General features: G+C 74.1%; 17 protein-coding genes and 1 pseudogene. 8 read left to right on the top strand and 10 right to left on the bottom strand.

Features of this window, described 5'->3' with window-relative positions:
* Window positions 1–87: 87 nt before the first annotated feature.
* The 6 genes from ACH4ZA_RS08795 to ACH4ZA_RS08770 form a co-directional block, all read right to left on the bottom strand.
* On the bottom strand, window positions 88–1,107 hold the full coding sequence (locus ACH4ZA_RS08795) for a beta-ketoacyl-ACP synthase III (RefSeq protein WP_398428608.1): 1,020 nt from the start codon (window positions 1,105–1,107) through the stop codon (window positions 88–90).
* Window positions 1,104–2,897, bottom strand: coding sequence for an FAD-dependent monooxygenase (locus ACH4ZA_RS08790; protein ID WP_398428607.1), 1,794 nt, complete (start codon window positions 2,895–2,897; stop codon window positions 1,104–1,106). The genes ACH4ZA_RS08795 and ACH4ZA_RS08790 overlap by 4 nt, the downstream gene beginning before the upstream one ends.
* Window positions 2,898–3,040: 143 nt before the next feature.
* A complete protein-coding gene (locus ACH4ZA_RS08785) occupies window positions 3,041–4,087 on the bottom strand; it encodes a ketoacyl-ACP synthase III family protein (RefSeq protein ID WP_398428606.1) in 1,047 nt (348 codons plus the stop codon).
* Window positions 4,084–5,133, bottom strand: a complete 1,050-nt coding sequence (locus ACH4ZA_RS08780) for an AfsA-related hotdog domain-containing protein (protein ID WP_398428605.1) — start codon at window positions 5,131–5,133, stop codon at window positions 4,084–4,086. The genes ACH4ZA_RS08785 and ACH4ZA_RS08780 overlap by 4 nt, the downstream gene beginning before the upstream one ends.
* Before the next feature lie 131 nt (window positions 5,134–5,264).
* On the bottom strand, window positions 5,265–5,498 hold the full coding sequence (locus ACH4ZA_RS08775) for an acyl-CoA carboxylase subunit epsilon (protein ID WP_398428604.1): 234 nt from the start codon (window positions 5,496–5,498) through the stop codon (window positions 5,265–5,267).
* Window positions 5,495–7,039 carry an acyl-CoA carboxylase subunit beta gene (locus ACH4ZA_RS08770; protein ID WP_398428885.1) on the bottom strand — a complete coding sequence of 515 codons (1,545 nt, stop codon included), beginning with the start codon at window positions 7,037–7,039 and terminating at the stop codon, window positions 5,495–5,497. The genes ACH4ZA_RS08775 and ACH4ZA_RS08770 overlap by 4 nt, the downstream gene beginning before the upstream one ends.
* A gap of 299 nt (window positions 7,040–7,338) precedes the next feature.
* Here ACH4ZA_RS08770 and ACH4ZA_RS08765 point away from each other — a divergent pair, with 299 nt between their 5' ends.
* Window positions 7,339–8,286, top strand: a complete 948-nt coding sequence (locus tag ACH4ZA_RS08765) for an ACP S-malonyltransferase (RefSeq protein WP_319275889.1) — start codon at window positions 7,339–7,341, stop codon at window positions 8,284–8,286.
* Between the two features lie 33 nt (window positions 8,287–8,319).
* Entirely contained in the window at window positions 8,320–8,754 is a 435-nt protein-coding gene (locus tag ACH4ZA_RS08760) for a DUF2809 domain-containing protein (protein WP_319275888.1), read from the top strand.
* A 10-nt stretch (window positions 8,755–8,764) separates the two neighbouring features.
* On the opposite strand, the gene ACH4ZA_RS08755 is transcribed toward ACH4ZA_RS08760, so the two are convergent.
* Window positions 8,765–9,967, bottom strand: coding sequence for an Ig-like domain-containing protein (locus ACH4ZA_RS08755; RefSeq protein WP_398428603.1), 1,203 nt, complete (start codon window positions 9,965–9,967; stop codon window positions 8,765–8,767).
* Window positions 9,968–10,184: 217 nt separating this feature from the next.
* Here ACH4ZA_RS08755 and ACH4ZA_RS08750 point away from each other — a divergent pair, with 217 nt between their 5' ends.
* The 5 genes from ACH4ZA_RS08750 to ACH4ZA_RS08730 all read left to right on the top strand — a co-directional run bounded on the left by ACH4ZA_RS08750 (window position 10,185) and on the right by ACH4ZA_RS08730 (window position 16,012).
* Window positions 10,185–11,381, top strand: a complete 1,197-nt coding sequence (locus ACH4ZA_RS08750; protein WP_319275886.1) for a peptidoglycan bridge formation glycyltransferase FemA/FemB family protein — start codon at window positions 10,185–10,187, stop codon at window positions 11,379–11,381.
* A gap of 164 nt (window positions 11,382–11,545) precedes the next feature.
* Window positions 11,546–13,168 (top strand): murein biosynthesis integral membrane protein MurJ, encoded by a 1,623-nt coding sequence (murJ, locus tag ACH4ZA_RS08745; RefSeq protein WP_398428884.1) that lies wholly within the window; start codon window positions 11,546–11,548, stop codon window positions 13,166–13,168.
* Between the two features lie 23 nt (window positions 13,169–13,191).
* Entirely contained in the window at window positions 13,192–13,875 is a 684-nt protein-coding gene (locus tag ACH4ZA_RS08740; RefSeq protein WP_319275885.1) for a response regulator transcription factor, read from the top strand.
* Window positions 13,875–15,407: an ATP-binding protein gene (locus ACH4ZA_RS08735; protein ID WP_398428883.1), complete on the top strand. Its 1,533-nt coding sequence runs from the start codon at window positions 13,875–13,877 to the stop codon at window positions 15,405–15,407. The genes ACH4ZA_RS08740 and ACH4ZA_RS08735 overlap by 1 nt, the downstream gene beginning before the upstream one ends.
* A complete protein-coding gene (locus ACH4ZA_RS08730) occupies window positions 15,404–16,012 on the top strand; it encodes a hypothetical protein (protein WP_319275884.1) in 609 nt (202 codons plus the stop codon). The genes ACH4ZA_RS08735 and ACH4ZA_RS08730 overlap by 4 nt, the downstream gene beginning before the upstream one ends.
* Before the next feature lie 63 nt (window positions 16,013–16,075).
* On the opposite strand, the pseudogene ACH4ZA_RS08725 reads toward ACH4ZA_RS08730, so the two are convergent.
* From ACH4ZA_RS08725 to ACH4ZA_RS08715, 3 genes and pseudogenes are all read right to left on the bottom strand, one after another.
* Window positions 16,076–16,369, bottom strand: a pseudogene (locus tag ACH4ZA_RS08725) (hypothetical protein); the annotation flags it as partial.
* 33 nt (window positions 16,370–16,402) lie between these two features.
* On the bottom strand, window positions 16,403–16,753 hold the full coding sequence (locus ACH4ZA_RS08720; RefSeq protein ID WP_398428601.1) for a cation transporting ATPase C-terminal domain-containing protein: 351 nt from the start codon (window positions 16,751–16,753) through the stop codon (window positions 16,403–16,405).
* A gap of 280 nt (window positions 16,754–17,033) precedes the next feature.
* Entirely contained in the window at window positions 17,034–17,579 is a 546-nt protein-coding gene (locus ACH4ZA_RS08715) for a DUF4232 domain-containing protein (protein WP_398428599.1), read from the bottom strand.
* A 247-nt stretch (window positions 17,580–17,826) separates the two neighbouring features.
* Here ACH4ZA_RS08715 and ACH4ZA_RS08710 point away from each other — a divergent pair.
* Window positions 17,827–18,266 (top strand): helix-turn-helix domain-containing protein (locus ACH4ZA_RS08710; RefSeq protein WP_398428597.1); only part of this gene is annotated, 440 nt, incomplete at its 3' end.

Below are 18,266 nucleotides of genomic sequence, written 5' to 3'. Positions count from 1 at the left end.
TGGTGTCGGTGGTGTGGGTGCCGTTGGGGCTGTGGGGCTGTGGGGTTGTGTCGGCGGGCGGGTGTCCCTCTGCGCCGCCGGTGGGGGTCAGCCGGTTTCCAGGGCCGGCCAGACCAGCGCGGCCGAGCCCCAGGTGAGGCCGCCGCCGAACCCGGTGAGGAGCACGCGATGGCCGGGCCGCAGCTCGCCGTCGGCGGCGGAGTCGCGCAGGGCGAGCGGGATCGAGGCGGCCACGGTGTTGCCGACCCGGTCCAGGTTGGCCACGATCTGCTTCTCCTCCAGGCCGAGTTGCTCGCCCACGGCGTTGAGGATGCGGATGTTGGCCTGGTGCGCCACGACCTTGTCCACCTCGGCGGGCGTCCAGCCGACCCGGTCGAGGAGGGCCTGCGAGGACCGGCTCATGTCCAGCACGGCCCGGGTGAACACCGGGCGGCCGTCCATGGTGAAGTAGCGGTCCCCGTCGGCCGGGGGGCCGGGCGTGGAGCGCTGCCGGGAGCCTCCGGCGCGCACGGTGATCAGGTCGGCGCCCGAGCCGTCGCTGCCGAGGTCGAAGCCGAGCAGCGCGCCCGGCTCGTCCGCCTCGCCCGCCCGCAGGACCACGGCCCCGGCTCCGTCGCCGAAGATGGCCCGGGTGGTGCGGTCGGCCGGGTCGAGGATGGTCGAGAAGGTGTCCGCGCCGATCACCAGGGCCCGTTCGGCGAGGCCCGCGGAGATCATGGAGGAGGCGGCGGCGAGCGCGTACACGAACCCGGTGCACACCGCCGACACGTCGAAGGCGGGCGCCGTCCCGAGGCCGAGCCGGTGGGCGACGTCGGGCGCGGTGGCCGGGCACGGCCGGTCCGGCGTACTGGTGGCCAGCACCACCAGGTCCACGTCGGCCGCGTCCGGCCCGCCGGTCCGGCGGGCCGAGGCGAGGGCGTCCCGGCCGGCCGCCACCGCGAGGTCGGAGGTGGCCTCGCCCGGGGCGACGACATGACGCCGGCCGATCCCGGTCCGGGTGCGGATCCACCGGTCGGAGGTGTCGAGCTGCTCCGCCAGCTCCTCGTTGGAGACGGCCCTCGCCGGCAGGGCGCCGCCGAGACCGCACAGGACCGCGGCGCGGCTCATGAGGCCAGCTCCCCCGGCTCGTTGCCGCCCGTGCGGTCGGCGTGCGCTGCCAGGGCCGTGAGCCGGGCGGCCGGAGACTGCGGGACCGCGTCCGCCGCCGCCGCGACGTCGGCCGGTGCGCTCGCGGGGGCAGGGCCGCCCCCGGCGGCCGCCTCGGGGGCGCCGCCCGTCCGCAAGCCGCTTCCCGCCCGGACGCCCCGGACGCCGTCCCCCGCCCGGAAGCTGCTTCCCGCCCTGCGCAGTGCCGTGCGCACCGCTGTCGCCTCGGGCGGGACGATCGCCGCCACATGGCCGTCGGGGCGGACCACGAGGGCCCTCGGGGCGGTGCCGAGCAGGGGGGCGAAGCCCGGCCAGGCGGAGATGTCCCGTACCGGGACTCCGTCGGGGGCGGCCGCCGAGACGGACGCATGGGCGGCCAGCCAGGCGGAGTCCTGACGGTCGCCGGCCCAGAGCAGCAGCGTCAGACGGGCCGGGTCGATCGACGGCCAGCGTTCGGCGCCGGGCTGGGGGTCGTCGTGCGCGGCGAACGCCGGCAGCCGGTCGCCGGCGCGGATCCTGCGGGTCAGCCCCGGTAGCGTGTCGCGCAGGGACTCGGCCGGCCGGTAGCTGACGTCGTGCTGCGCCATCAGCGGGCCGCCGAAACGCTGCAGCACGCCGGTCCGGTGCGCCAGCCGTACGGTGACGTCGCGCAGGGCGAGCTCGTGGCGCCGCTTGAACAGCCCCCAGCCGGTCTGCTTGGCGGTGGTCAGCACGATGCGCTCCGCGGCCAGACGGCGGTCGCTGTCGTAGGTGTCGAGGATGCCCGGCTCGAAGGCGCCCCGGACCACGCCGGCCAGCTTCCAGGCGAGGTTGACGGCGTCCTGGATGCCGGTGTTCATGCCCTGCGCGCCGGCCGCGCTGAACACGTGGGCGGCGTCGCCCGCGAGGAAGACCCGGCCCGCGCGCATGGTCTCGGCGACCCGGCGCCGGGCCCGGAAGATGGTCGACCAGTCGAGCTCGCCGACGACGCCGGGCCGCGGGGAACGCTCGTCGAGGAACCGCTGGAAGAGCTCCGGCGGCGGGCCCTGCTCCCCCCGCCAGTCCGGCACGCTGATGGCGAGCCGGTACTGGCCGTCGCCGAAGGGGGCGATCCCCAGGGCGCCGGAGCGGGAGTAGCAGTACACCAGCGCGTGCTGGTCCAGGTCGCCGGCCACCGGGCCGTCGCCGATCGCGAACAGCACGTCGTCGCCGGCGCCCAGCAGCTCGATCCCGGCGAAGCGGCGCACCGCGCTGTGCGCGCCGTCCGCGCCGATCACATAGTCCGCCTCGATCAGCTCGGTGCGCCCGTCGGCCTGCCGCACCTCCGCGACCGGCCGGGGCCCCGAGGTGTCGAGCCCGGTGAGGGATCCGGCCTCGATCTCGCCGCCGTACGCGGCCAGCCGGGTGCGGATCACCTCCTCCGTGGTGTCCTGCGGGACGACGACGCCGAAGGGGTACGGGGTGTCCGTGAGCCGGCTCATCTCGATCGCGCCGAGGTGCCGCTTGTCGGAGTAGTACTGGACCGAGTCCAGCCGGTTGCCCAGCTCGATCAGCGGCTCGGAGGCGCCGATGCGGCCGAGGAGCTCCAGGCTGCGCGGCCAGACGACGCTGGCCCGGGAGTGCTGGGCGGGGCCGGCGGCCGAGTGGTCGACCAGCCGGACCGCGACGCCCTGCGCGAGCAGTTCGGTGGCGAGCACCAGTCCCACGGGGCCGGCGCCCACGACGAGGACGGGACGCCGCTCACCGGGGTCCTCGCGCTGGGGGAACGCCATGACAGTCCTTTCGACGAAGTTCAGCGAAGTGCGAAGCGGTTCATCAGGTGTGGGGGGTGTGCGGGTGCGCAGGTGCGCACGTGCGACGGGGCGGTGCGCGGTTCGGAGGGGAAGGGGGAGGGGACGGGTGGCGGTCCGCCGGGTCAGGTCCGCCGCACCACGGCGGCGCTCCACGTGAACCCGGCACCCGCGCTCAACACGGCCGCGTACGCGCCGCGTTCGAGGCGGTGCGGGCCGCTGTCCACGGCCAGCGCGGCCAGGTTCGACAGGAGGTCGCCGGCGCCCAGATGGCCGGTGTATTCGCCCAGGTCGGCCGCCGGGGCGTCGGTGACCTCTGCGACGGCGGGGCCGTACACGTCCCGGGCGGTGGCCCGGCCGAGCCGCGGCAACAGCACGGTGCTCAGCCGCTCGCCGCCGGCGAAGACGCCCGCCTCGGCCAGCGCGGCGGCCAGGACGGCCGTGGTCTCCCGGCGCAGCCGGTCGAGGAAGCGCGGCTTGCCCTGCTCGGCGAGGAACGCCTTCTTGGTCCGGCGGACGTCCACGGCGGCACCGCGGGTGTGCGGCGCCGGGTGGAAGCCGTCGGTGTCGCGGTGGGCGCTCTCCAGCTCCGGCGCCGCCCGAGTGCACAGGGCGCGCAGGGAGAGGCCGCCGCTCGGGGCGGACCCGGCGCCGACGACGGCAGCGGTGGCGCCGTCGCCGTACCAGACGCCGTAGTCGCCGCCCCAGCGGTCGAAGCCCGGCGGTGCGAAGCGGTCGGCGGTGGTCACCAGGACCGGTCCGTCGCCGGGCCGCGCCGTGAGCTGGTGCACCGCGGTGCGCAGGGCGGCGGCCGCGCCGTTGCACATCTGCTGGACGCCGGTCGGGACGGCGTCCAGGGCGCCCACCCCGGCGGCGACGTAGTGGGCCGGCGACCAGAAGTCGTGGCCCTGGTAGTACGTCCAGGCGTGCAGGACGGCGGAGAGGTCACCGGCGGGGACCCCGGCCCGGGTCAGGGCGAGCCGGGCGGCGCGCACCGCCATCCGGGGGGCGGACAGGTCGGGGGAGACGGGCAGCTGCCCGTACCCCATGGCGTCCGCCTCCTCGGCGGTGACCCGGCCGGCGGCCAGTGCGTCCACCGTCTTGTGCGCGGTGGGCGGCAGCCACTCGGCGGGTGCGAGCCAGATGCCGTCGGGGGCGCCGGCGCGGGTCATACGCACTCCTCGCCGTCGAGCAGCGGGACGCCCGTCGAGGCGGTGGTGGTGTGCATCCGCCCGGAGGCGATGACGTCGCCGTCCTGCTCGAAGTCGATGTGGAAGGTCCGCAGGTCCGGCAGCATCAGACTGAGGTTGTCCTCGTGCGCGTACGGCTCGGTCTTGCGGATGTGCACCGTCGTGGGCACGTCCAGTTCGGCGTACCGGGTGAAGGAGAACTCGAAGCCGGCGACCGTGCTGCGGCTGACCGAGGCGCCCCACAGGTCGGACACGCCGAGCAGGCACAGTTGGCGGGCGGCCTCCATGAGCACCATGCCGGGCACGTGGTCCTGGCCGTGGTCGAACATGCTGCGGTTGTCCAGCGGGACCCGCACGGACGCGGAGGCGTTGTCGCTGCCCACGGTGACGGAGCTGAGGACGACGTTCGCCGGGTCGCTGCGGCCCACCAGGTGCGGGGCGACGTACGCGGTCTGCCGGGGCAGGTCCTGGAACGGCACCAGCGGCCGGCCGCGGCCCTGCAGACGGACCGTGTCGTAGACCTCGGACGGGATGTAGCCGACGTCCATGCGCACGAAGCCGAGGCAGCGCTGGGCCAGTTTCATGTCGACGCCGAAGGACAGCCTGCGGACGTCGCCCGGGGTGCCGCGGCGGTTGCTCGTGCGCACCGAGATGCGCAGCTCGCCCGGCCGCTCCTGCTGCGGCAGGGTCAGCAGCCCCGGCAGCTCCATCGACCAGGACCGCAGCAGGAACTTGCTGCTGCGCGAGACCCCGGCGTACTCGTGGCCGCCGTAGGTCTCGGCCTGCCGGCAGCACTCCAGCAGCAGCATGGGGTCGGGGGCGCCGAGCCGCGAGGTGTGCTCCGTGTAGTAGGCGTGCAGCGGGGGCAGTTGGGCGGCCGCCAGATATTCCTCCTCACCGGTTTTGCGGGCGTCGGTGAGAAACACCTCGGAAAGTGCCCAGCGGTGCAGCAGAGAACGGTCCACGGTGCGCATGAATTCGAGGTTGGCGGCACCCGGCAGGCAGGTCTTCTTTTCTTCAGAGGTCATTTCCTTCGTCCTCCTGATGCGGCGCGAGTGGGGGTCGATTCCCTTTTCTCTCGCGTGATTTCATTGTCGAGGGGGGTGGCAAAGCGCTCACTAAAAGCGGACTCAAAGGGCGGGGCGCCGGAAGCCGGCGGTCAGCCCACCCAGGCGAGCGGGCCCCGGTAACCGTTTCCGGCCCGGTCCCAGTTCGCGCGGCCGGCGGTGGGCCCGGCCGCCTCGCCGCCGCCGCTCTCGGCGCGCGCCCGCAGCACGGTCAGCACGCAGGCCAGCGCGGCCAGTTCGTCGGCGTCGGGGTTGCCGCGGACGACGCGGAAGGCGGCCTCGCGCGGCGCGTCGGCCGGCGACGGCACGCCGGACGCGGCGCTCACAGCGGGGTGATCCCGTGCTTGCGCTGCGGCAGCGCCCGGTGCTTGGTCCGCAGCATGGCCAGCGAACGGGCGAGCACCGCGCGGGTCTCGCCCGGTTCGACGACGTCGTCGACCAGGCCGCGTTCGGCCGCGTAGTACGGGTGCATCAGCTCGGACCGGTACTCCCCGACCATCCGCGCGCGCATCGCCGCGGGGTCGTCGGCGTCGGCGATCTGCCGGCGGAAGACGACGTTCGCGGCGCCCTCGGCGCCCATCACCGCGACCTCGTTGGTGGGCCAGGCGAACGACAGGTCCGCGCCGACCGACCGGGAGTCCATGACGATGTAGGCGCCGCCGTACGCCTTGCGCAGGATCAGCTGGATGCGCGGGACGGTGGCGTTGCAGTACGCGTACAGCAGCTTGGCGCCGTGCCGGATGATCCCGTTGTGCTCCTGGTCCACGCCGGGCAGGAAGCCGGGCACGTCCAGCATGGTGACCAGCGGGATGTTGAAGGCGTCGCACAGCGAGACGAACCGCGCGGCCTTCTCACTCGCCCTGATGTCCAGCACCCCGGCGCTGGCGAGGGGCTGGTTGGCGACGATGCCCACCACGTGCCCGTCGATCCGGGACAGGGCGCACACGACGTTGGGCGCCCAGGTCGGGTGCGTCTCGAAGTACTCGCCGTGGTCGACGATCTCCTCGACGACGTCCCGCACGTCGTAGCCGCGCGAGGGGTCGGCGGGGACCAGGCCGGCGAGCCGGTCGGTGCGCCGGTCCGCCGGATCGTCGCAGGGCAGCACCGGCGCGCACTCCCGGTTGTTGGACGGGAGGTACGACAGCAGGTAGCGCACGTCCTCCAGGCAGCTCGCCTCGTCGTCGTACGCGAACGCGGCCACGCCCGACACCGACGCGTGCACGTCGGCGCCGCCCAGCTCGTCCATGCTCACCTGCTCGCCGGTGACCGCCCGCACCACGTCCGGTCCCGTGATGAACATCTGCGCCACGCCCCTGACCATGAACGTGAAGTCGGTGAGCGCCGGCGAGTAGGCCGCGCCCCCCGCGCACGGGCCGAGGATCACGCTGATCTGCGGGACGACGCCGGAGGCCCGCGCGTTGCGGCTGAAGATGCCGCCGTACCCGGCGAGCGCGGTCACCCCTTCCTGGATGCGGGCGCCCGCGCCGTCGCACAGGCTCACCAGCGGGGCTCCGGACGCCTCCGCGAGATCCATCAGCTTGTGGATCTTCGCCGCGTGGGACTCGCCGAGCGCACCGCCGAAGATGCGGAAGTCGTGCGCGTAGACGAAGACCTGACGGCCCTCCACGGTCCCCCAGCCGGTCACCACGCCGTCGGTGTGCGGCCTGCGGCGCTCCAGACCGAAGCCGGTCGCGCGATGCCGGCGCAGCGGCTCCAGCTCGGTGAACGAGCCCTCGTCCAGCAGCAGTCCGATGCGCTCGCGGGCGGTGAGCTTGCCTCTCGCGTGCTGCGCCTCGGTGGCCCGCTGTCCGGGACCCGCCTGCACCTCCGCACGCAGCCGCCGCAGCTCCTCCACCCGCACGTGCATGCTGTCGGGCCGCTCCGGTTCCGGCGCGGCAGGCGGCGCCGGGCTGTGCGCCACGGGGTTCTCGACCAGGGTCGTCATGCCTTGTCCTCCGATCCGGACGCCTCTGGACCGAGGCCGCCCGAAAGAAGGGTTCGGGGTCACGGACAATGCCTGACTCAAGCCCTGAAACAGCCGCCGAATTCTTTTCCACGCCTTGAGCGAAGGGCACGCCGGGGCGTGAGGAGAACACCGTCCGGAGCTTGAGCGGCGGCACCGCACGATGTCTTTCGACCGTTGTCGGAACATCGAGAGGGCAGATCATGGTCGCGCACGTTCACGGAACCACCGCCGAGCCGCGGTACGCCGTCCTCTTCCCCGGCCAGGGGGTGCAGCGCCCGGGCATGGGCGAGCCGTGGCGGGCCACGCCGTCCTGGGAACTGGTCGACACCGTCTCCCGGGCCAGCGGGTTCGACGTCGCCGAGCTGCTGCTGACGGCGGACCAGGACACCCTGTCCCGCACCGACCACGCCCAGATCTCGGTGTTCACCGCGTCCCTGCTGGCCTGGTCGGAGTTCCGCCGGCACGATCCGTCCGTGCACGTCGCGGCCGTCGCCGGGCACAGCCTCGGGGAGTACTCGGCCCTCGTGGCCGCCGGGGTGCTGACGCCGGCCGACGGCGCCTGGCTGGTGGGCGAGCGGGGCCGGGCCATGGCGGAGGCGGCCCGGCGGCGGCCCGGAGCGATGGCCGCCGTGATGGGCGGCGGCCCCGAGCAGGTCACGGCCCTGGTGGAGGAGGCCCGACGGGACGGCGCCGAGCTGTGGGTGGCCAACCACAACAGCCCCCGGCAGACGGTGGTCGCCGGCAGTCGCACGGCCGTGGCGGCCACCGCCGCCCGTGCGGCCGGCGCGGGTCTGCGCTACGCCGTCCTGCCGGTCACCGCCGCCTGCCACAGCCCCTACATGGAGCCGGCCGGCACGGCACTGCGCAGCGCCCTGGAACGGACGCGCTTCGCACCCGGCACGCTCCCCGTGGTGGCCAACGTCGACGCCCGGGCGCACCGGGGCGGCGACCACTGGCGCGACCTGTGCGCCCGGCAGCTGGTCGGCCCGGTCCGTTGGGCGGACACCCTGCACGTCCTGCACGAAGAGCTGCAGACCACGGCGTTCCTCGACATCGGTCCCGGCGCCACCCTCGCCGGCCTGGCGAAGCGGACCCTGCCCGCGGTCCCGTCGCGCCGTTTCGAGGTCCCGGTCCCGCAGGCGGCCTGACGACCGCGCGGCCGTCCGGCAGTATGGGGCCCCGTGACCGGCATCCCCGAGACCCGCGGCGCCGCCGCCGACCCGCTGCGGACCCGGCTGGCGGCGGCCGTCGCCGCCGCGGCGACCGTCGGCGCGGGGCTCGGGCTCAGGGCCGTGGCGGCGGGGGACGCGGCCAAGTACGGCGGGGACGCGCTCTACACCGTGCTGCTGCTCACCCTCGTCGTGGCCGTCGCTCCCCGGGTGACGCCCCTGACGGCCGCCGCGAGCGCGCTGGCCGCCAGCTGGGCCGTGGAGTTCCTGCAGCTCAGCTCCGTGCCGGCGGACCTCTCCCGGCGCAGCGCCCTCGCCCGCCTCGTGCTCGGTTCCACCTTCAACGCCCCCGACCTGCTCTGGTACGCGGTGGGCGCGGCGGCGGGCTGGGCCGTCCACACCGCGCTGCGCGCGGGCCGCTCGGGCCGGGGTGCCGGGCTGCGTTGAGGGCCGCGTCTCAGCGCAGTGCGCTCTTCTGCTGCCACTCGGCCCACGAGAGGTTCCACATGCCGAAGCCGTTTCCGGGAGCGACCACGCCCTTGGTCTCCTTGCCGCTGATCTCGAACGGGTCGCCCGGCCGCACCTGCCCGTACAGCCAGGCCGCGTTCGCGTCGCTCATCCCTATACAGCCGGAACTGTGGTTGGCGGAGCCGAAGAAGCGGGCGTTCCACGGTGCGGCGTGCGCGTACATGCCCGACCAGGTCAGCCGCATCGAGTAGTCGACCATCTTGTCGTAGGCGTTGCCGAGGCCCACCGTCTCGGAGTTCATGTTGATCGTGCCCTCCTTGGCCATGAGCACGGCGGTGCCGTGCCAGGAGCGCTTGTCACCGCCGGGCGTTCCACCGGAGACCGGTATGCGCCGCACCGTCTCGCCGTTGCGCTCGAGGGTGAGCTGATGGCTGTCCAGGTCGACCTTGACGATCTGCCGGGCCCCGACGGTGAAGGTGGTCGTGTAGTCGCGCACGAACCAGCCGCCGTCCGGGCCGGAGTCGGTGCCGTTCAGCTGCGCGTTCAGCGTGATCTTCGTCCCCGGCTTGAAGTACGTCTCGGGCCGCCAGTCCACCCGGTCCCCGCCCGACCAGTCGCGTATCCAGCCCCAGGAGCCGGTCGTGCCGTTCGAGGTGGTGACCCGCAGCCGCTTCTCGACCTCGGCGCGGTTCTTGACCGGGCGGTCGAAGACCAGCGAGATGGGCTGGGCGACGCCGACGGTCGCGCCGGCGCCCGGTCGCCAGTCGACCTTGTTGACCTTGTCCGCCGCAGCCGTGGTGAAGGAGGCCCTGGTGCTCTTGGCGGCGCCGCCGTCGGTCCGGGTCGCCGCCGTCACCGTGTACGCGGCGCCGGGCACGGCGTTGCGGTCGGAGACCCAGGACCGGCCGTCGGCGGCGGTCCGGCCGGCGAGCCGGCGGCCCTCGGCGTCGGTGACGGTCACCGAGGTGAGCCGGCCGCCCGAGGCCGTGACCGTCACGGGCCGGCCCGCCGGGACCTTCGTCCCCTTCGGTGTGACGGTGACCGTGACCGGACGGTCGGCGGCGCCCGACGGTCCCTTGTCGTCGGAGCGCCCCGGGCCGGCGCCCGACGAACAGGCGGCGAGCGACGTCAGCAGGGCGGCCACGACGGCGGCCCGGACGCGGGCGTGGGCGAGTGCGCGTATGCGGGGCAACAGGACCTCCGGGAAGGACGGAACGGAGTCGGCGAATCGGCGATGTCGTGACTGTAGAGCCGGAAAACCCGAGGTCAGCGGCTATGGAGCAATGTGATGGCGACTGGTGAGGAACGGTCATGGTCCGGTCACATTCACCGTGCGGAGCGGTCATGGGCCGCTGTGAGCATCTGCTGTGTCCCCGCGACAGGTCCGGGGAGAAGGAGAGGCTCAGACTGTGTCAGCGCTGCTCGTGCCGCCCAGCCGTGTGTGCCAAGCCCGGGACCGGGGCGTGACGTTGCGCCCCATCACCGCCGAGACCTACCGCGCCTTCCTCGCGACCCCCGACGGCGCGGCCCTCGGCGCGGGCTTCCTCCAGTGCCCGTCCTGGGCCGACGTCAAGGAGGGCTGGCGTTCCCAACTCCTCGGCTGGGGACCGGATCCGCAGGCGGGCGCGCTGACCGGAGTCGCCCTGGTGCTGCTGCGGCAGTTCCCCGGCACCCGCAAGTACTTCGCGTACCTTCCCGAGGGGCCCGTCGCCGACTGGAACGACCCCGACGTCGACGGCTGGCTCGACCCCCTTCTCGAACACCTGCGCCGCTCGGGCGCGTTCGCCGTGCGCCTCGGCCCGTCGCCCGCCTACCGGCGCTGGGACGCCGCCCGGCTCAAGCCGCTCTCCGGCCCGGGCCGGCGCCTGGGCGACGTCCTCGCCAGCGAGGTCGACCCGCTGGGCGCCGCCGTCGCCGAGCGGCTGCGGGCCCGGGGCTGGCGCCGCTGCGGCGACGACGGGACCGGCGGGGACGGCGACGCCCAGCCCCGGCACGTCTTCCAGGTGCCGCTCGCCGGACGCACCCCGCAGGACCTGTGGTCCGGGCTCAACCAGGAGTGGCGGCGCAATGTGCGCCGGGCCCGCAAGGAGGGCGTGGAGGTGGTGGTGGGCAGCGCGGCGGACCTCCCCGGGTTCCACCGGCTGCTGGGCGTCACCGAGCGGCGCGACGGCTTCCGGCTGGGCCGCTCGCTCGCCTACTACCAGCGTCAGTACGCGGCGCTCAACGCCGAGGAGCCGGGCCGCATGCGGCTGTACCTCGCCCGTCACCGAGGAGAGGTCCTGGCCGCCCACACGCTGATCACGGTCGGCCGACGGGCCTGGTACCAGACCGGCGCCTCCGCCGACCACCGGCGCGAGGTCCGGCCGTCCAACGCCCTTCAGTGGCGCATGCTGTTGGACGCCCACGCTCTCGGCGCCGACGTCTACGACATGCGCGGGGTACCCTCCACTCTCGATCCCGACGAACGTGCGTACGGACTTCTGCGCTGGAAGCTCGGCACCGGCGGACAGGTCGTCGAGACGCTGGGGGAATGGGAGAGACCGATGACCGGCAGCGCCAACCACGCGCTCCACCGTGCCTTCCAGGCATACCTGAACCGCCGATGAAGCGGACGACACCACCGCCGACCACGCCGACCACGCCGACCACGCCGACCACGCCGACCACGACGACGGGAGCGCCCCCGGCGCCGATACCCGGCGACACGGCGGACACGGCCGACGCGGGGTGCGCGAAGGCGCCGGAGACGCCGACGCAGACGCCGGGGGCGATGAAGGCGACGGGGACGAAGGGGGCGAGGGGGGCGAAGGCGGCCTCCGCGGGACGCAGCAGCGCCGTCATGGCCGCCGGGTCCGTCGTCTCGCGGGCCACCGGCTTCGTCCGGTCCGCCGTGGTCGCGGCAGCGGTGGGCACCATCGGGCCGACCGCCGACGGTTACGCCGTCGGCAACGCCCTGCCCACCATCGTCTACATGCTGCTCCTCGGCGGCGCGCTGAACGCCGTCTTCGTGCCCGAACTGGTCAAGGCCGCCAAGGAGCACGACGACGGGGGCGAGGCGTACACCGACCGGCTGGTCACCGTCTGCGTCGTCGCCCTGCTCACGATCACCGCGGTCGCCGTGTGGGCGGCTCCCGCGATCGTCGACGCGTACACCGACTACACCGGCCCGCAGGCGGCCATGACCATCGCGTTCGCCCGCTACTGCCTGCCCCAGATCTTCTTCCTCGGACTGTTCACGCTGCTCGGTCAAGTCCTCAACGCACGCGGCCGGTTCGGCGCGATGATGTGGGCGCCGGTCCTGAACAACGTCGTCGTCATGGCCGTCTTCGGCGGGTACCTGGCGCTGGCCCTCGGCGGCGGGGACACGCTCACCGCGACCGAGACCGCCGTGCTCGGCTGGGGCACGACCGCCGGCATCGCCGTCCAGGCGCTCGCCCTCGTCCCCGCGCTGCGTGCGGCCCGCTTCCGCTGGCGGCCCCGCTTCGACTGGCGCGGCAGCGGACTGACCCGTCCGCTGCGCTCGGCCGGCTGGCTGGTGCTGCTGGTGCTGGCCAACCAGGGCGCGTACTGGGTCACCACGACGCTGGCCACGACCGCGGGCCTCGACGGCGGCCCCGGATTCGGCGCGTACAACAACGCCTACGTCCTGTGGGTCGTCCCGCACGGCATCGTCACCGTCTCCGTGGTGACCGCGCTGATGCCCCGGATGAGCGCGGCGGCCGCCGACGGAGACACCGCCGGCCTGCGCCGCGACGTCTCCCACGCCCTGCGCCTCTGCGCCTCTGCCGTCGTACCCGCCGCCTGCGCGCTGTTCGCGCTGGCCCAGCCGGTGATGGCCCTCGTCTTCGGATACGGCAGGACCAACGCCGACGACACCGTCGCCATGGCGGGGATCCTGATGGCCTTCGCGCCGGGACTCGTCGCCCTGTCGGGCCAGTACGTCCTGTCCCGCGCCTTCTACGCGCTCTCCGACACCCGGACGCCGTTCCTGCTCAACCTCGTGATCGTCGCCCTCAACGCGGCCCTGTCCCTGGCCGCCGCACACCTGCTGCCGGCCCGCTGGGCGGTCACCGGCATGGCGGCGGCGTACTCGCTGGCGCTGTGCGCGGGCTGGGCGGTGACCGGCCGGGTGCTGAGCCGCCGGCTCGGCGTGGCCCGCCCCCTGCGCTCGTCCGCCGTCGGCGCGCAGGGACGGCTGCTGATCGCCGCCGTCCCCGCCACCGCGCTGGGCCACCTCGCGACCCTGGGCGCGGCGGCCGCGGGCGCCCTGGCCGCCGCAACTGCCGGCGCCGCCGCCGTCGTCCTCACCTTCGCCCTGCTCGCCCGTCCGCTGCGACTCGCCGAACTCGACGCGCTGCTGCGCGGCCTGCGCCGGCGATCGCGCCGGACCTGACCACCACCGAGGGAGAACCGCCGATGCCCCGCGTGCTCCTCATCGAGGACGACCCCTCCGTACGCGAAGGGGTCGAACTCGGTCTGCGCCGCCGCGGCCACGAGGTACGGGCGGCCGCGACCGGCGAGGCCGGCCTCGCCGCGCTCGCCGAGTTCCGGCCCGACCTGCTGCTGCTGGACCTGATGCTGCCCGGGATGAACGGCGTGCAGGTCTGCCGGCAGGTCCGCGAGCGCAGCCAGCTGCCGATCATCATGCTCACCGCGCGCGGCGACGACTTCGACGTGGTCATCGGCCTGGAGGCCGGCGCCGACGACTACATCGTCAAGCCCGCCCGCACCGAGGTGATCGAGGCCCGCATCCGGGCCGTGCTGCGCCGCCTGGACGACGGCAACCCGGGCCGCCCGGCCATCGAGGTGTACGGCGCGCTCACCGTCGACCGGGTCGGGCTGACCGTCGCCAAAGCCGGCCGGCCGCTCGCCCTCGCCCCCTCGGAGCTCAAGCTCCTGCTGCACCTCTCCGCCGCCCCCGAGCAGGTCTTCAGCAGGCAGCAGCTGCTGGAGCACGTCTGGGAGCACAGCTACCACGCCGACGCCCGCCTGGTCGACGCCTGCGTGGCACGGCTGCGCGGCAAGATCGAGGACGAGGCCGGCAGCCCGCGGTACGTCCAGACGCTGCGGGGCTTCGGGTACCGCTTCGGTCCGCTGTGATCACCCGCCTCCTGCGCGGGCGTCCGCGCCGCGGCGCCGACGACGAGGGACGAGACGGCCGCTCGCGCGCCGAAGAGCGCTCGCGGGTACGGGCGTTCGGCCTGCGCACCCGACTGCTGCTCGCCTTCCTGCTGGTCGCGGCCGTCAGCGCCGGCACGACGGCCGCCCTGACCTACCGTGAGGCCCGCAACGCGCTGCTGGAGACCGCCCAGGACACGGCGGTCACGTCGTTCCGCGACCAGGTCCAGCAGACGGGCTTCTCCCTGCCGGTGCGGAGGGAGGGCCTGGAGGAGGTGCTGCGGGACATCGCCCGCAAGGGCAAGCCGCACCCGTGGGTGGTGTTCGCCGAGTACGGCTCGCTGCGCGCCTCCTCGGGCGAGAACCCCGTCTCCACCGTCATCACGCCCGAACTGCGGCGCGCCGCGGTGGCCGACCCCCACGGCAGCTTCGAGCGGGTCGTCAAGGACGGCGTCCCCTACCTCACCATCGCCATGCCCACCGTCTTCAAGGCGAGCGCGTCGGGCGTGCTGCCCAGCGGACTCGTCCTGTACGCCGTCATGCGGATGACCGACGAGCAGCTCAACGTCGACGCGCTGCTCACCGCCGCCAGGGACGGCGCCCTGCCCGGCCTCGTCGTCGCGCTGATACCCGCGCTGCTCGCCGCCCGCAGCGTGCTGCGCCCGGTGCGCGAACTGAGCCGGGCGGCCCGCAGCATGGGCAGCGGCCGGCTCGACACCCGGATCCCGGTGCGCGGCAGTGACGAACTGGCGGACCTGGCTCGCACGTTCAACGAGTCGGCGGCCCAACTCGAGCGTTCCGTACGGGAACTGCGCGAGGCCGAGGAACGCGCCCGCCGGTTCGCCTCCGACGTCTCGCACGAACTGCGCACCCCGCTCGCCGGGATGCTCGCCGTCACGGAGGTCCTCGACGAGGACGCCGACGACCTGGACGCCGACACCGCGCGGGCGGTCCGGCTGGTCAGCGCGGAGACCGGGAAGCTCGCCGTGCTCGTCGAGGACCTCATGGAGATCTCCCGCTTCGACGCGCGCGCGGCCGAGCTGAACACCGACGAGGTCGACGTCGCCGAGGCCATCGGCAAGACGCTGCAACACCGGCACTGGACCGACGGCCGGGTCCGCGTCGAGCTGCCCGGCGGCATCCGGGCCCGCCTCGACCCGCGCCGCTTCGACGTGGTGATCGCCAACCTCGTCGGCAACGCCCTGCGGCACGGCGGCGCGCCCGTCACGGTGCGCCTGCGCACCGAGACGCGTCCCACGGGCCCGTCCGTGCTGGTCACCGAGGTCGTGGACAGCGGGCCCGGCATCCGCTCCGAGTCCCTCCCGCGCATCTTCGACCGCTTCTACAAGGCCGACGCGGCCCGTACCCGTTCGGCGGGCAGCGGGCTGGGGCTGGCGATCACCCAGGAGAACGTGAAGCTGCACGGCGGAACGATCCACGCGGGGAACCTGCCGGGCGGCGGCGCCGTCTTCACCGTCGAGATACCGCTCCACGCGGAGGAGGCCGGCGGATGAGCGTTGCGCGGATACGCCGGCGGGCCGCGGCCGTAGCGGTCGCCGTCGCGTTCGCCGCACCGCTGCTCGGCGGCTGCGGCATCCCGGAGACCGACGTCATCGAGGCGGGCGGTCCCGCCACCGTCCAGGCGTTCCTCACCCGCGGCACCGACGTGCTGCTCTTCTTCCGCTCCCCCGACGGCCGGGTGCGGCCCGTGATACGGACGGTGAAGGTCTCGACCGTGACCGTCGGGGACGGCTCGGCGGACGAGGGCTCCGGCCCGCCGGCGGCACCGGTGGCGCCGGAGAAGATCGTCATGATGCTGCTCGCCGGCCCGCACGAGGAGGACCGGGCCGCCGGCCTGGACACCTCCCTCCCCGCCGCCCTCCCCGGCGTGCCGGTCCGGATCGGAGCCGCCACGGCCGGCAGGGCCACGGCCCGCGTGCCCCTCGCCCTGGACCGCCTGGACGACACCGCGCTGCGTCAGCTGACCTGCACGATCGCCTACGGCCTGGACGCCGACGGCCGGTCCGTCGTGGAGCTGACGGGACGCGACGGCGCGTCGACGTCCGGGACCTGCGGCCTCGCCCCCGGCAGCGCCGGCGCGGACGCCGTCACCCGCTGACGAGCGCGCCGACGGTCACCGCCCGCCGTCGGGCGGCCCCGCTTCGGCACCGGTGTCGGGGTCTGCGCCGGCGGCCGGCACCGCCGCCCCGTCGGCGAGCTTGCGCACGAGGCCGACGCACTCGCCGACCAGGTCGTCCGCCTCGACCATGAAGCCGAGCAGCTTGGGCAGCTGGCCGATCAGGAGGCCCGCCAGCTCGGCGTACGCCATGCCCTGCGGCACCGGCAGCATGGTCGGGACGACCCCCGCGACCAGGTCCTTGACCAGCCACTCGCGCCGGTAGGACGACATCGCGCGGATGCCGGGCACGGCCCGCCACGGGAAGCGCGGCCCGCGCCTGCTGTGATGGCTCGTCACGGGCCGTCCTCCCGTTCTGCCCCGCCGCCTGCGTCAGGCGTTCCGGATCCTACGGGCCAGGAACTTGCCCGCCTCCCACAGGAGCAGCAGCGCGAGGGCGGCGAGCAGGGCCCAGCCGAACTGGCGCGCGTCGATCCGGGTCGTGCCGAGGATGCGGCGGAAGCCGTCCAGCTGGGTCACCAGCACCGCGAGAACGAACTGGGTCAGCGCCACCCAGTTCATCTGCCGGCTGTCGAAGGTGGACGTCGTCAGCACCGAGTCCGTCTCGCTGCGGCACTCGAACGCGGCGACGATCAGACAGAGGGCGAAGGCGGTGAACGCGATCGACCGGCCGGTCCCGACGCTGTCGAAGCGGTGCCGGCCCAGCTCGGTCTCCGACGACACCTTCGCCACCATCGTGTACGCCGTGGAACAGGGCCGGCGGATCTACGACAACCTCACCAAGTACATCGTCGGACATCACGATCAGCCCTTCGCCGGTGGGGTGCGTACGGCGTGCCGAACGGGGACCCCGCTCGGGCGGTCCCCGGGGTGCGCGACGGAATCCCTCGCGCTCATTTTCCGCGCGCCCGCACAAGATCGCACCGCAGGACGGGCACGACGATCGCCCCCGAAGGACGGGGGCGATCGCCGTGGCGTGCGGCGGGAGCGTGACTCCGGGCGGCTACCAGACGAGGGCGTCCGCCGCGTTGTCCTGCCAGTAGGTGACGGTGGCGGCGCTGTTGAAGAAGACACCGCCGTTCGGCAGGTTCAGGGTCTTCTCCTGGCCCGTCGCGTCGCCGTTCCGGTCGGCGAGGGACACGCCCAGGGTCTTCTCCGTGGCGCCGCCCTCGCCGTCGGGGGAGTACGTCAGGATGCCCGCGTACGCGCTCTGGCCGGGCTTGAGCGTCACCACGGACTGCGGTGTGCTCTCGTCGGCCCACGCCATCGCGGCCTGGGCGTCGACGCCGGCCCGCAGGTAGGGGGCGCTGAACGCGTAGCAGGACTTGGTGCCCGTGTTGGTGGCCTTGAGCAGCAGGTGGTTGATCGGGCGGGCCGCCTCGGCGACGGTCAGCCTGGTGTTGGCCGTGGTGCACGTGACGATCGAGGAGGCCTCCTTCGTGGCCGCGGTCGCGGTCTGCGCGGCGGCCTGGACGCCGACGAGCGCGAGGGCGGCGACGACCACGGAGGAGGCGGACGCGCGGAAGACGGAACGAGGGGCGGTACGCATGGAAGAACTGCTTTCTCTAGTGCATGGCGTGCTGGTGGGCGCGCCGGAAGTGCGGTCCGTGCAAGCGGAGTTGCGTGGGCCCGAGCAGCGGGTCGCGCCGGGCGCCGTGCTTGGATGACAGAAGCCTGTGCCGTGCGGCGTCCCATCCGCCATGCCCCTGGGAAGTTTCGGGACGACGGGATGCGCGAACCGGCTCTCACCTGGAGAAACGCGACCCTCCTGGGATGTCGAACGGAATGGAGGACTGGTGAAGGCGGCGGAAGAGATCGCTGATTTCGCGGCGCTGATGCGCGAGTTGAAGCAACGATCCGGGCTGAGTTACGAAGCTCTGGCGAAACGGGCGCACATGAGCACCTCGACGCTGCACCGGTACTGCAAGGGGGACGGGGTGCCGGGTGACAACGCGGCCGTCGCCCGCTTCGCCCGGGTGTGCCGGGCGACCCCCGAGGAGCTGGTCGAGTTACACCGGCGCTGGGTCCTGGCGGACGCGGCACGGGAACGCGTGCGGCGCGCGGCGGCGGACGCGGACCGGGACTCCGCGGCCCGGCCCGGAGCGACCACGCCGATCTCGATCCCCGGCCCGGACACCGGCCCCGGCCCGGACACCGGCCCCGGCCCGGACACCGGCCCCGGCCCGGACACCGGCCCCGGCCCGGACACCGGCCCCGGCCCGGACACCGGCCCCGC

This window comes from Streptomyces sp. NPDC020597 (genome assembly GCF_044335095.1).
Taxonomy (GTDB): Bacteria; Actinomycetota; Actinomycetes; order Streptomycetales; family Streptomycetaceae; genus Streptomyces.
Note: the sequence above shows the minus strand (reverse complement) of the source record. Positions and strands in the feature narration are given on the sequence as shown.